We start from the raw sequence: 12,599 nt of genomic DNA, 5'->3' as shown, positions 1-12,599 counted from the left end.
GAACTATGTGTAAAAAGGTTGTCGTTTGTATCTTATTGGTTGCAATAGTATTTACCCTCGGATTTACTACAGGGCAGCCTGTTTATACTAAACAAAAAGAGGGTAATGCCCGTGAGCATCTGATTCAGAAAGAATTACTGGATCAGATGCTTTCTTTTAAGACATATATCAAGGATACCCTGCAGGCCGAAGTACAGAAAGGTACGGTGGATACGCTACGTCTCAGAAGAGCCTTTTTGACGACAAGGCTACTTTTTAAAAAGTTTGAATGGGCTTCGGAGTATTTTACTGCAGATCTATCCAGAAGGTTAAATGGACCTCCGGTGGAGGAAGTTGAAAATGCGGATTTGTTGGATCCCTCTTTGGCTAGAGGGGTGGAGCCTATTGGATTGCAGGTGATTGAAGAGCTTATCTATCCCACTTACGATAATAGCAATAGGCAAAAGCTAATTCGTGAAATCGAACATTTGATAACCAATACGGATTATTTGATTTCCTATTTTGAAGATCATCAATTGGAGGATTGGCGCATTTTGGATGCTTCGAAACTTGAAGTATTTCGGATTATATCTTTGGGGATTACCGGATTTGATAATGCACTTTCTCGAAATAGTATGATCGAGTCTTCTATGGCGTTAGGCAGCCTACAACAAATTCTTTTGCAATATGAAGGTAGAAAAGAAACGCTAAGATTGATGCTTAAAGGGGCGATCAAATATTTGCAACAACACGCGGAATTTGAATCGTTTGATAGAGCGCAATTCATTACCCAATTTGCCAACAACATCAGTACAGAGATAGCACAGTTGGAACGTAATCTGCCTGGCCCTAAAATCAGATACAATCGAATGCTTCGGCAAGACGTCAATACGATGTTTGATCTGAATGCATTTAATGTAGATGCCTTTAGCCCGGGACCAAAATTTCACTTCAGCAATGAAAAGGCCGTACTGGGAGAAAAATTATTTTATGATGTTGCTTTGTCAGGAACACATACGAGAAGTTGCGCTTCATGCCATCATCCTGACCTTGCATTTACAGATGGGTTGAACTTGCAAGTGGACATTCATGGTTCGGGACGTTTGCTCAAACGTAATACGCCTACTTTGCTCAATGCGGCCTTACAGTCCAACTACTTCTATGATATGCGTTCGTTGACGCTGGAAGATCAGATACACGATGTCATTGGTAATAAGCAGGAAATGGACGGCTCGGTAACTGATATCGTTCAATATGTTTCTTCGGATAAAATCTATCGGTCATTATTTAATAAAGCATTCAATACAGTGGATGGCCCAATCTCAGCAGAGCAGGTAAGCAATGCACTTGCTTCTTACATTCGTGGCCTGACCAAAATCAATAGCCGATTTGATGATTATATGCGTGGGGATAAGAACGCATTGTCCAAATCGGAAGTGAATGGGTTTAATTTATTTATGGGCAAGGGAAAATGTGCGACCTGTCATTTCCTGCCTTTATTCAACGGTGTTACACCGCCCAAATTTATTCAGAGCGAAGTCGAAGTCCTAGGAGTTCCAAAATCCATGAAAGATTCTGTGCTGGATTCGGATTTAGGCTACTATGATATCATTGGTGTTGATTCTTATAAATATGCTTTTAAAATACCTTCTGTCCGGAATGTAAAGAAAACTGCTCCCTATATGCACAATGGGATCTATCGGACGTTGGATGAGGTCATGGAATTTTATAATAATGGGGGTGGGGCAGGACTGGGGATCAAATTATCCAATCAGACATTGTCAGATGAAAATTTGCATCTGAGTGAAAAGGAAATGAAAGATATTATTGCGTTTATGGAAAGTCTCGAAAGCCAATAAAATGACTACGATTCAATATACGCATTCAAGATGGAAAAGCTGTTATTTTTACCCTATCTTGGTTTGCCGGGATTGATCAACAGTCAAGTTAGTTAGCCTTACTGACTATAGGAATAAACTATAATAAATGGAGTAGCCAGTTGTTCCGTCGAGCCATTGCACAAGTTCTTTATGACTATAATGAAAACCGGCTTTTTGGATAGCGGCTTTCGAAATCATATTTATTTCACGATGGCTTATCGTCAGTTTTCTTAATTGATTCTCGGTGGCCCACGCCATTCTTATTTTATACAAAAGACTCGATAGACCTAATTTTCTGTACAGCGGCTGTATGAAGGACTGACCAAAGTAGGCCTCTTCTTTATTCAACAGCAGCATGCTGGTTATCCCAATCATTTTTTCATTTTCGAAAAGACCAAAAACAATGCGTGGGTATCTTATGCGTTCTGCCCAATCCAAGTCAGATAGTTCTATTTCAGGAGGAGTGCTCCGTCTAAAAAGTGTAGGTTCGGTTTGAATTGACTCGATACGCATCGCTTTGTAAAGTGGAGATTCGTTCTCTGCAAGCTGACGGATATGGAATGAACCTGATTGAAATGCTAAAACGGGCTCTGACATAACGTAATTAATGCTGTCTTAATGATTATTTCTAATACTATAACGCGAAAGTATGTATTATTATTTATACTTCAAATGTGGTATAGCATTCCTTCTCAATTGCTGATTCCCGATGATTATGGCGCGACAACTACGACTATATATGCCTGCAATTGAGCAAGCCGCAATTGTATTAAAGCAACACATGATCCTATTCGTTTCAATGTGGCCTTATGCGCAATTAGGACATCAAAATATAAGTTTCAGGAGTAGCATTTCCGTAATGGTGCTAAAATATGTAAAGATGCTGAATTATAAGATTAGGAACTACAGTAGTTCGGCTATTCTATTTTCTAAGTCTTCTAAATCAAAGGGCTTGGCGAGATAGCTGTCTGCTCCGGCTTGCTGAGCTAGTGTTTCGATATCGGTATTAGCGGATAGATAGATGACAGGGATATTGCAATATAAGGGATGATTTTTGAGCAATCGTGTGGCTTCTACACCGCCTATTTTGGGTATCCAGTTGTCCATCAAAATTAAATCAGGATGTACCTCTTCTACTTTTTCGATAATATCATGAGACGTTTCAGAGACCGCCATATTATAGCCATTTGTTTCGAGGATTATAGTACATATTTCAAGGACATGTTTATCATCGTCCAACATAAGTATTGTTTTGTTTGACATGTTGCAGCTTTAAAAAAGGTGGAGCTAAATTAAATAAAAAGCTATTGCGAGAATAAGGTTAAAATACCGATTCTAATAAGTATAAACCCGTATTTTCGATATATAAAGATGAAAAAGGGAGTTAATTTGCTGGGTTAGTCTAATTTTGAACTTTCAAAAATAGTATTATCTTTATTTTTTAATTAATATCCAATGTTGTCCTGAATTCTAATGAAAAAATACATTTTTATTTCCAATTGGCATTTCATATTGCCGCTATTATTTATCATGGCAGGAAATTGCCTGTTCGCTTTTGAGAAATCGAAACAAGCGTATTTTCAATTGAAAGTATATCATTATGAGAACGATGAGCAGGAGAAAGTCATTGATCAGTATCTTGAATCGGCGTATTTGCCGGCATTGCATCAATTGGGATTTAAAGAGGTCGGGGTATTTAAGCCCTTAGAAAATGCTGCTGGTCAAGATAGATTGGTTTATGTGTTCATCAGTGCTGCAGACTTCAGTTTGCTGGTTAATTTGGATCAGCGGCTTGCCAAAGATCAAAAATACCTGGAGGCTGGAAAGGCTTATATTGAGGCAGGTTATAGTAATCCTCCTTTCAAAAGGTTGGAGACAATATGGATGAAAGCATTTGAAGGAATGCCCAAATCGGCGCTTCCTAAATTATCTGCTGAAAAAAATAAACGCATTTATGAACTACGCAGTTATGAAGCCGCAACCGAGCAGCTTTCTGCAAATAAGATAGCGATGTTTAACAATGGAGAGATCGATATTTTCAAAAAACTGAATTTTAATGCTGTTTTTTATGGACAGGTGATTGCTGGTAGCACAATGCCCAACCTGATGTATCTGACGGCATTTGAGAACATGGAAGATCGGAATATACATTGGAAAGATTTTGGACCTTTATACAAACCAATGCAGGATTTACCGCAATATCAGAATAACGTTTCCAAAAGTATAAAAGTACTGTTATATCCCACTGCATATTCTGATATTTAGTGGTTGAACTTGTTTATCTTCTCCTAACAAACAAATTGAATTTTTTGCACCAGTCAAAAAAGCTGGCTAACGCCTGTTTGTCCAATTTTTCAAAACTGTAAATCTTATGGGGATAGGGAAGGGCATTCGTATAAATGCCGGTATTTGCTAATATTAGCATCGGATTGCTGTTATTAATTTTGTCAAAATATTTGCCTAGGATGGTGTAGTGTGTTTTAAATAAGGATTCAACAGTTTCGTTATTAGGGACTAATGAAATGGTGTAATCGTAGTCATCATGTTGCATTTTTTCACAGTCGCATATCCTGTTTTTTCCTAAAGCAACTTCATTTCCACTGTCCCAAAAAAAATTTGCGACTTTAAAAAATAAATCTTTTTTGATATGCCCGACGGGCTCAGCGATAAAATATCTCATTCCTTTTCTCTTTTATTTGTGGTGTTCTTCTTGATATTTAATGGACTACAATCTCCTTTCTGTCGGATTTAGATAATCATTAAAGACGCTGTTCGAGTTGTCGCTAACGACGGGCTGAACCAAGCTTTCTAACACAAAGAAATACCAATTCGCTCTAGTTTAAAAGAGATAAAAAGTGGTAAATATTGGACTATTCAAGGTTCCTATTTCGAAAGGTAAGAGCTGTCATACCGGTTACTTTTGAAAATAGACGTGAAAAATATGGATAGTCGTCATAACCTAGCTCTACTGCAATTTCTTTTACAGATTTATTTGAATGGTAGAGCAAACGTTTTGCTTCTAATACAACGCGTTGCTGAATATGATAAGTAACGGGTTTTCCGGTTGTTTTTTTGAGACATTCATTGAGATAGGCCGTTGATATTTTCATTTTCTCTGCATATGCTCTAGGCTGTTTAATGTCAATAAAATCTTTATCTAACAGTGAACTGAACTGTTTGCTGATCAGTTCGAATCTAGACTGTGCATCACTTTTAGTTGATTGGATTAAATACTGCGAGATAATAAGTGCCGCGATGGTATTGCAGCTATCTTTCATTAGTGCAGTATATAGTTTTTCATGTCTTCTTTCGTTGATTTTTAAACAGGTGTCTACAGTCTGGGATAAGACCGCCATTGTATCCTGATCGATTTCGATGGGAGCAATCGTCGTAATATCCTTTAGCGCGTTTACGTAGTCTGAGTTTAGGTTTTCTACACTGATCATTAAGACACTAAAAGCGCTGTAATCCATAGCTAAACCCCGATGTACTTGGTAAGGCTGGATGATCATTACGGCGGAGGAGCCTAATTGATAGCGCTGAAAATCTACTTCAAATATTCCATTTCCCTCTTCAAGAATAAAAAACAAGTAGAAATCATCACGATGTGCCTGACTTATCTTATCTAACTCTAAATTTCTGACAGCATTCCTTTTTATAGCCATTCCCGAATTAAACTCATTAGGAAATGAATTTAATGGGATGGTATTATTTTTTTTTGAGGCTGACGGATTCACGCTCAAATTTAAACATTTGTCAAGATACTAATGATGTTTTTTCTATATCCGGGGTCTTTTTCTCGAAGTTCGAGAATATTGTGTTTTAAATCGATGTTGACATACCATTCCGCGTAATGATGTTTTTCATTTCCGTCGTCAAAGAAAACTTTAGCTTTAATATATTCTTCATCAAAATATTCCGGGTGCCCACTGACGATAAAGGCGGTCGATCCAATATTATCGTGCATTTTAAAGGATGTACCATCAATTTTAAAGAGGCTATTTAAGGCTTTGGTAAAATTGTCACTTAATTTGCCAATCGAATAGAAATTGATCCCTTCGCGATAAAACCTTTGTTTATCGACTTCGGTATCGACAATGCCCAATTTCATGTCGGGACGAAAGGCGATTGCCAAACCAACTATCTCTCTACCCCAAAGCCCCTTAGCTTGGACAATATGATGTTCGTCGTCATCTTTCCAGTATTTTGTGACGGTCAGCTGTAAATCTACAAAATCATCGTCTTCACTAACGTCAATCTGTCTCAAATTACTTTGTCCTTTCAAGAAATTCAAAAAGCGCATAATTATCCTGTTAATTTGGTGTTAAGCTCCATGGCGTAGTTATGATACCAGAAGATATACGATAAGTATCATTTGCGCTGGAAGCCTTTGGCTATTGAATTAAATATACTATTTTTTTTTAATAAAAAAATAGACTGGAATTAGCTTAATCGCTTAAAAAATGATTTATTTACAAAGGAAGTTTCTTCGCTGTTTTTTCTGATGCGATCTCTTTGGAGATACGTTCATTGATATTGATTTTTGCATGAATAAAAGTGAAGATTACTGTGCCATATTCCCTGGCGTAGCTATTTGTAATGGAGTCGGCCAATATTGATTTGCCGAATAAAGGACTTGTTATTGCTAGTTCTCTTTCTCGTTCCCAGCGATCTTTAATTCGAATAACATTGCGGTATGGTTTATTCAAATCAAACCAATTGATGTAGTCAGCATTGAATGAAACAGCCTTAATTCCGCGTTTGGAATAGTAGTTTATGGCGCCGGCCTGCCCATAATTGTCGCAAAGTACCAGCGTATTTTCCGATCTAGGTATTTGGTCATAGAGACTATCGACTTTGCGTGCAAGTTCTTGCCATCCCAACATATCCGCAAAATCTTGCGGGAGCGGATGCTCTTTACCGTCCTCCCAGGTCAACATACCATACTTTCTGTATTTATCGGGATGGTTCACAAAATATGCCGGATTTCTATTGGGAAATGCAATATTATAGACCGGAAGAAATAGGATCGCAGTTAAAGCGATCAAAATAGGTTTTAAAATCTGACCGGTTTTATTTTCCAAAAGTGATGAAATGTAAACTGCGCCAAAAGCAAAATATATAGGGTAAAGACCTATTGCATAATAATCTTTCGCTCTTAGAAATAAGAAGATTCCAAGGGTGATAAAGAATGAGTAGAAGAACAGACGATATGTTTTAAATGCAGGATGTTTCAGCAGTGCATATAATCCAAAAATGAGGACGGGAAAGGTCCCGAAAAAAAACAAAAATTGAGAACGTATGAAGCTCCATTGGTTAATATGGACAAGTTGCGTATCTTGAAGTTCTTTGAAATGAACAAATACAGGAAAGTTATTTTTGTATTGCCATATTATATTAGGAAGGATAATTAGTATGGCGATGAGTATTCCGTAATATAGCTTTTTTTCTGTAAATATTTTTCGCTCCGGAACCAATGCGACTGCGGGGGTCAAACCCAAGATCAGAAATACGATGTTATATTTATTTAGAAATCCAAGCGCAAAAACAATAGCCATATAAAATAACCACTTGGATTGTCTGTTGTTTAAATATTTTATTATACAGTAATATATGGAGGTCCAACATAAGACATCAAATGAATTAGGTTGATATAAACCATTCAAACGGAATAGTACAGAAAACATAATACAACAGCTTCCAAAGAACTGTGCAAATAGATTTCCTTTCAGCGATTCTATTGTTTTCCAAACGATAAGAATCGTTAAGGCTCCGAAAAGTGCCGGGAAAAACTTGATCCAAAAGACAGAATTGCCAAGTATTTTGATGAGATAGGAAATCCACGATGTTAATGGTGGTACGGAAAGGTAGCCCCAAGCTAAATGGTTTGCTTGATCTATATGTAAGAATTCATCGCGCTGCAATTCGTAGGTTGGGCTAATCAACTGGTATTGCATAATGAATTTAAAAATGATTAGGCTTATTAGGATAATTCGGTTTTTGAGTGCCATCTGAATCTATGTTTATGGATGTCCTCCACCAATTTACGATTAAAATAGATTCTAAACTTTGTTTTTTAATAGAATCGATTGTTTCAGCTAATTTGGGCAGACAGCTAGCCCACTGTTTTGTCTAAATAAAGGAAATCATCACAAAATTTTTTGAAAACGTAAGACTAAGAATCCCCAAGAAAGCAAACGATAGATCGGCATAAAATGTTATTTTCGTGTAAACCAACAAAACATGAGTATAGCATTAATACTGAATAGGGCCAGGGCCGAGGAGTGGAAGGTAGAAATCAATAAATATTTACCTGAAATAAAGGTGGAGATCTTCCCTGAGATTGAAAATTATGATGCGGTCGAATTTGCGCTTTGTTGGAAACCTGAAGCAGATTATTACACTCATTTTCCAAACTTAAAAGTTATCCAGTCTGGGGGCGCCGGAATAGATCACCTTTTTCCCAAAAGTATTTCATCCCATCTCCGCATTTGTAGGATTATCGATCCCATGTTGAAAAGCGATATGTTTGAACATGTTTTGACTTGCTTGATGCATTCGATGAAGAAGTTTTCGGCTTATATAAACGAAAAAGAAAAGAAACATTGGCAGCCCTTGCTATACAAATCAATTGGTGAAACCAGGGTTACTATCTTAGGATTAGGCGAAATTGGTGGTTATGTGGCTGAAAGGTTGGTCCAATTGGGATTCAACGTAAATGGGTGGGCTAATTCACCTAAAAATCTTAAGGGAGTGAATTCGTTTACTGGAATGAAAAGACTTCGTTCTGCCCTTGAAGACACGGATTTTATGGTTAATATCCTACCATTGACCGATGCAACAAAGGGAATTCTAAGTTGTGATTTGTTCAATTTGTGCCCAAAAGAAACTGTACTCGTGAACGTTGGTCGAGGGGAACATCTCGTGGAAAGTGATTTGTTGGATGCAATTGATGGAAAGAAAATTGCCGAAGCATATCTGGATGTATTTCATCAAGAACCATTACCGCAAGATCATCCCTTTTGGGATTGCCCATCCATTGTGATAACCCCGCATGTTGCGAGTAGGACAAATATTGGCTCTTCCGTCTTACAAGTGGTGGATAACTATCAAAGAATGGTTGACGGGCGACCTTTGCTCAATGAGGTTTCTTTACAAAAAGGTTATTAGCAATTTAAGATGTACGTGGGTTTGCGGCATAATGCATTGATTGGTATTTTATCGGATAAGTTTGCAAAGTTGGTTTGCTGTAAACTTATAGGCAAGTGGATTTTATTTTTTAGATTTATATAGTCAATTATCCTTGCTTTATAAACAATTTATGAAGGTACAAGTATCTACAAACTTTAGGAAACACGCGCGTAAAACAATTTTATCTATTGTTGTGTTTGCGATTACTTACGTTATTCTACTGCTCTTGGCAATAGGTATTACTGTTGGTTTTACCATACTTGGAATAATGATTTTCACCGCCAAGCCCATGTTTTACACTGCAATTTTATGTTTGGGCTTACTCGCTACAGGTCTGACTATACTGTTCTTTTTATTAAAATTTGTTTTTGCGTCAACAAAAGTTGATACGGGACATCTTACGCAGATATATGAGCGCGACGAACCACAATTATTCGCACTTATTCATGAGGTCGTAGAAGAAGTTGATACCAGCTTTCCAAAGAAAGTTTTTCTATCGCATGAGGTCAATGCATCTGTATTCTATGACTCTAGTTTTTGGAGTATGTTTTTACCCATTAAGAAAAATCTTCAGATTGGTGTGGGGCTGGTGAATGCAGTTACTCAACAGGAATTAAAGGCTATTCTTGCACACGAGTTTGGACACTTCTCACAAAAGAGCATGAAAGTGGGTAGCTATGTTTACCATGTTAATCAGATTATCTACAATATGCTGTATAAGAATGAATCGCTGGATAATATGTTTGATAAATGGGGCAACATCAGTGGGTACACTGCGATTTTTATTGGCATATCAGTGTTTATTATCCAACAGATTCAGCATATTTTGAAGCATCTTTACGAATATGTAAATCTCAATTATTTGGCATTATCGAGAGAGATGGAATTTCATGCGGATGAGATTGCGGCACATGTTGCCGGTTCCCAGGCTTTGGCTGATTCGCTGCTGCGCTTGAGTTTTGCAAATCATGCACTAAATAATGTGCTTACCTTCTATGATAGCAAATTTTCTGAAAATATCCGCAGTCGCAATATTTATCCCGAGCATCGCTATGTCATGCTCCTGTTTGCGGAACGCAATAGATATCAAGTGCGAAATGGTTTTCCCCAGATCGAATTAGCGACTTTAAAAAAATATGATAAATCGAAATTAAATCTTGAAGATCAATGGTCATCTCATCCGTCGGATGAAGATCGGGTAAAGGCATTACAGCAGCTTAATATTGTGAAGAAAGAAATCAACAACGCACCTGCTATTGAATTGCTAGCTGATCGTGCTGCGGTAACAAACCAGATTTCGGACAAGTTGTTTGCGCAGGTACAGTATCAACATCCTCCTTCGCTGTTAGAAATAGCATCTTTCAGTGCGGATTTTGAAAATCGGATGAACAAGTATGCTGTTGATCAAAGATTCAATGATTTCTATGACTACAATCATCCTGTACGAAAAGGTGAAACGCCAATTTTTCAGGAACAGCCAAAGCCGACTTTTGATGAATTATTTGCCGATAGTAGAGTTGAAGCATTATATGAACTTAATAGCCTGAAAAATGATAAGTATGTCGTTGAAGCAATCGGCAAAGGCGAATTAAAGTTAAAGTCGTTTGACTACGATGGTATAAAATATCGTGCTGCGGATGCCTTCGAATTACTGGGGAAAATTGAAGATAATATTGTAGCTACGGAGCATAAAATTACCCTCTATAACCAACAGATCCACTCTTATTTTGCACGCTTAGCGGATAACCAGGGGATGTGTGAAGAGTTTGAACGGAGATATTATGATTTTGCTTTTTTCGATAAAAATTATGAAGAGGCACAAAAACTTTATGCTGACATGACGGAGAACACCCGGTTTATATTTCAGACTTTGCCTTTCGCAGATATTGAGGCTAGGATGCGAGACGTCAAACCTATGGAAGTGGAGTTAAAAAAGAAACTGGCAACACTTATGGCACTTCCTGGAAGCAAAGACGAATTGGATGATACGTTGCTTACGTCATTGGACACATATATCAATAGGGAATTAATATATTTTAATGTAGATCGTTACAATGAGGATAATCTTCAAATTCTTTTTAATGCCATCTCGGTCTATAAAAAGTTATTGGATGATCAGCATTTCGCGAAGAAAAAGCACTATTTAGATTTTATGCTTACCCTTGAGGAGGGTAAGGGGCAGAAAAAAGGACTGTCGTAATTGCCCTTCTATATTGACGGTTTGTCCCCGCTGTACGTCGAATAAAATGGTTTAATTTTGAGAGACAGTAACCCAATTTTAAATTGGATTTGTTTTATTAAAAACTAAAGTTTTTGTTATGCGGAAATTAATAATGAAAATGTCTATTTCCATCGATGGATTTGTTGCGGGCATCCACGGTGAACTTGATTGGATGTTTAAAAGTGGCGACGATCATTCTAGCGCATGGGTTTTAAATATTTGTGAATCTGCCGGCATTCATCTAATGGGTCGAAAGACCTTTGAAGTAATGGCTTCCTATTGGCCTGCTTCGACAAATCCTTTTGCGGCAGCAATGAATGAAATCCCTAAAGCTGTCTTTACAAAAGAGGGCTATCATCCCAAAACAAAAGATTTCGCAGACAATACAAAGCTTCCTGCGAATTCCTCTTGGATGAATGCCCGGGTTTTTGATGCAGGTCTCATTGAAGGAATTAAAGCACTAAAAGCAGAATCTGGGAAGCCAATATTGGCGCATGGCGGAGCTGAATTTATGCGAAGTTTAATTGAAACCGGATTAATTGACGAGTATCATTTGATCACACATCCAATTGCATTGGGTACTGGGCTGCCCATCTTTGACGGTCTTTCCAAACCCTGTGAACTAAAGCTTATGCACGCGCAGGTTTTTCCAGGTGGTGTTGTCGCACATACCTATTGTCCGGCGTAGAATGAACATACGACATCTAGATGTCGTATGTTCATTCCAGCAGCTAGCTTTTTAGAAATTCAGTGAATCGGCAGAGGGGCCATAACTTGCTGGAAGGGGAATATCATTGAGTCTATAGTAAACACCTAATTGTGCCCTGTGATGTGTAATCTGGTTTAATGAGTGACGAATAGCACCGTATTTGCTCCAGCTTGCCAGTTCATGGCCGTCATTTTTAATGGTCCAGCTTGGAATTAAGTCTTCCTCCTTAGCTGTTTCTAAAGCCTTTTTTCCGGCTTCGTAATCTTCGTCTAATTTTTTTAAGAGATCATCCCGGGTCAATAGACTTGTGGGCACATAAGCACTTTTGGCAAAGTCAAGTTCTGAAGTCTTTAAAATGGTACTTGGCCATTCGAAAACTTCGACTAAGTGGGTTGCCAGACGCATCATTTTCATGCTTTTTTCATGTGGGACATATTCATTCTTGCCTTCAGGAAAAAGTGCGATAAAGTTATTTGTAATTTGATATTCATTCGCTAATTCTTCTTTTAATTGTGGTAATGTTTCCATGTTTTTTACTGTAATAATTTAAAATTCGATTAGTTATCCTACTAATAGCCTTCGCACTGGAATTGTTTTTTCGTTTAATATTTTTCTTTTC

The 12,599-nt window shown here is 37.6% G+C and carries 12 protein-coding genes; 5 read left to right on the top strand and 7 right to left on the bottom strand.

The genetic code is table 11. The annotated features are described in order from the left end of the window. The first annotated feature begins 5 nt into the window (after positions 1 to 5). A complete protein-coding gene (locus tag B2O97_RS22100; RefSeq protein ID WP_286768142.1) occupies positions 6 to 1,838 on the top strand; it encodes a cytochrome-c peroxidase in 1,833 nt (610 codons plus the stop codon). Between the two features lie 105 nt (positions 1,839 to 1,943). On the opposite strand, the gene B2O97_RS22095 is transcribed toward B2O97_RS22100, so the two are convergent. Together B2O97_RS22095 and B2O97_RS22090 are read right to left on the bottom strand one after the other, a co-directional pair. Further along, the gene (locus B2O97_RS22095; protein ID WP_286768141.1) at positions 1,944 to 2,456 is read right to left on the bottom strand and encodes a GNAT family N-acetyltransferase; all 513 of its coding nucleotides are present in this window, start codon (positions 2,454 to 2,456) and stop codon (positions 1,944 to 1,946) included. Positions 2,457 to 2,762: 306 nt separating this feature from the next. Beyond that, positions 2,763 to 3,122: a response regulator gene (locus B2O97_RS22090; protein ID WP_046675074.1), complete on the bottom strand. Its 360-nt coding sequence runs from the start codon at positions 3,120 to 3,122 to the stop codon at positions 2,763 to 2,765. A 210-nt stretch (positions 3,123 to 3,332) separates the two neighbouring features. Here B2O97_RS22090 and B2O97_RS22085 point away from each other — a divergent pair, with 210 nt between their 5' ends. Further along, complete coding sequence (locus B2O97_RS22085) at positions 3,333 to 4,124, top strand: NIPSNAP family protein (RefSeq protein WP_286768140.1); 792 nt, start codon at positions 3,333 to 3,335, stop codon at positions 4,122 to 4,124. 13 nt (positions 4,125 to 4,137) lie between these two features. Here B2O97_RS22085 and B2O97_RS22080 read toward each other — a convergent pair whose 3' ends face one another. The 4 genes from B2O97_RS22080 to B2O97_RS22065 form a co-directional block, all read right to left on the bottom strand. Beyond that, positions 4,138 to 4,539 carry a hypothetical protein gene (locus tag B2O97_RS22080; RefSeq protein ID WP_286768139.1) on the bottom strand — a complete coding sequence of 134 codons (402 nt, stop codon included), beginning with the start codon at positions 4,537 to 4,539 and terminating at the stop codon, positions 4,138 to 4,140. 190 nt (positions 4,540 to 4,729) lie between these two features. Beyond that, positions 4,730 to 5,596: an AraC family transcriptional regulator gene (locus B2O97_RS22075; protein ID WP_236560262.1), complete on the bottom strand. Its 867-nt coding sequence runs from the start codon at positions 5,594 to 5,596 to the stop codon at positions 4,730 to 4,732. Positions 5,597 to 5,604: 8 nt separating this feature from the next. Next, on the bottom strand, positions 5,605 to 6,162 hold the full coding sequence (locus tag B2O97_RS22070; protein ID WP_046675076.1) for a hypothetical protein: 558 nt from the start codon (positions 6,160 to 6,162) through the stop codon (positions 5,605 to 5,607). 169 nt (positions 6,163 to 6,331) lie between these two features. After that, positions 6,332 to 7,870 (bottom strand): ArnT family glycosyltransferase, encoded by a 1,539-nt coding sequence (locus tag B2O97_RS22065; RefSeq protein WP_286768138.1) that lies wholly within the window; start codon positions 7,868 to 7,870, stop codon positions 6,332 to 6,334. A gap of 232 nt (positions 7,871 to 8,102) precedes the next feature. On the opposite strand from B2O97_RS22065, the gene B2O97_RS22060 reads away from it, so the two are divergent. From B2O97_RS22060 to B2O97_RS22050, 3 genes are all read left to right on the top strand, one after another. Continuing rightward, entirely contained in the window at positions 8,103 to 9,029 is a 927-nt protein-coding gene (locus B2O97_RS22060) for a 2-hydroxyacid dehydrogenase (protein WP_286768137.1), read from the top strand. A 151-nt stretch (positions 9,030 to 9,180) separates the two neighbouring features. Continuing rightward, a complete protein-coding gene (locus B2O97_RS22055; RefSeq protein WP_286768136.1) occupies positions 9,181 to 11,250 on the top strand; it encodes a M48 family metallopeptidase in 2,070 nt (689 codons plus the stop codon). 118 nt (positions 11,251 to 11,368) lie between these two features. Continuing rightward, on the top strand, positions 11,369 to 11,959 hold the full coding sequence (locus tag B2O97_RS22050; RefSeq protein WP_046675080.1) for a dihydrofolate reductase family protein: 591 nt from the start codon (positions 11,369 to 11,371) through the stop codon (positions 11,957 to 11,959). 51 nt (positions 11,960 to 12,010) lie between these two features. Here B2O97_RS22050 and B2O97_RS22045 read toward each other — a convergent pair whose 3' ends face one another. After that, entirely contained in the window at positions 12,011 to 12,508 is a 498-nt protein-coding gene (locus B2O97_RS22045) for a DinB family protein (RefSeq protein ID WP_286768135.1), read from the bottom strand. Positions 12,509 to 12,599: the final 91 nt, after the last annotated feature.

It is taken from the genome of Sphingobacterium sp. UBA865, from assembly GCF_002295765.1.
GTDB lineage: Bacteria > Bacteroidota > Bacteroidia > Sphingobacteriales > Sphingobacteriaceae > Sphingobacterium > Sphingobacterium multivorum.
This window is presented reverse-complemented; position numbering and strand designations above follow the sequence as displayed.

Excerpts from the sequence above, each read along its gene's own strand:
- B2O97_RS22045 (WP_286768135.1), bottom strand. The coding sequence starts at position 12,508 with ATGGAAACATTACCACAATTAAAAGAAGAATTAGCGAATGAATATCAA.
- B2O97_RS22085 (WP_286768140.1), top strand. The coding sequence starts at position 3,333 with ATGAAAAAATACATTTTTATTTCCAATTGGCATTTCATATTGCCGCTA.
- B2O97_RS22060 (WP_286768137.1), top strand. The coding sequence starts at position 8,103 with ATGAGTATAGCATTAATACTGAATAGGGCCAGGGCCGAGGAGTGGAAG.
- B2O97_RS22090 (WP_046675074.1), bottom strand. The coding sequence starts at position 3,122 with ATGTCAAACAAAACAATACTTATGTTGGACGATGATAAACATGTCCTT.
- B2O97_RS22055 (WP_286768136.1), top strand. The coding sequence starts at position 9,181 with ATGAAGGTACAAGTATCTACAAACTTTAGGAAACACGCGCGTAAAACA.
- B2O97_RS22070 (WP_046675076.1), bottom strand. The coding sequence starts at position 6,162 with ATGCGCTTTTTGAATTTCTTGAAAGGACAAAGTAATTTGAGACAGATT.
- B2O97_RS22100 (WP_286768142.1), top strand. The coding sequence starts at position 6 with ATGTGTAAAAAGGTTGTCGTTTGTATCTTATTGGTTGCAATAGTATTT.
- B2O97_RS22095 (WP_286768141.1), bottom strand. The coding sequence starts at position 2,456 with ATGTCAGAGCCCGTTTTAGCATTTCAATCAGGTTCATTCCATATCCGT.
- B2O97_RS22080 (WP_286768139.1), bottom strand. The coding sequence starts at position 4,539 with ATGAGATATTTTATCGCTGAGCCCGTCGGGCATATCAAAAAAGATTTA.
- B2O97_RS22050 (WP_046675080.1), top strand. The coding sequence starts at position 11,369 with ATGCGGAAATTAATAATGAAAATGTCTATTTCCATCGATGGATTTGTT.
- B2O97_RS22065 (WP_286768138.1), bottom strand. The coding sequence starts at position 7,870 with ATGGCACTCAAAAACCGAATTATCCTAATAAGCCTAATCATTTTTAAA.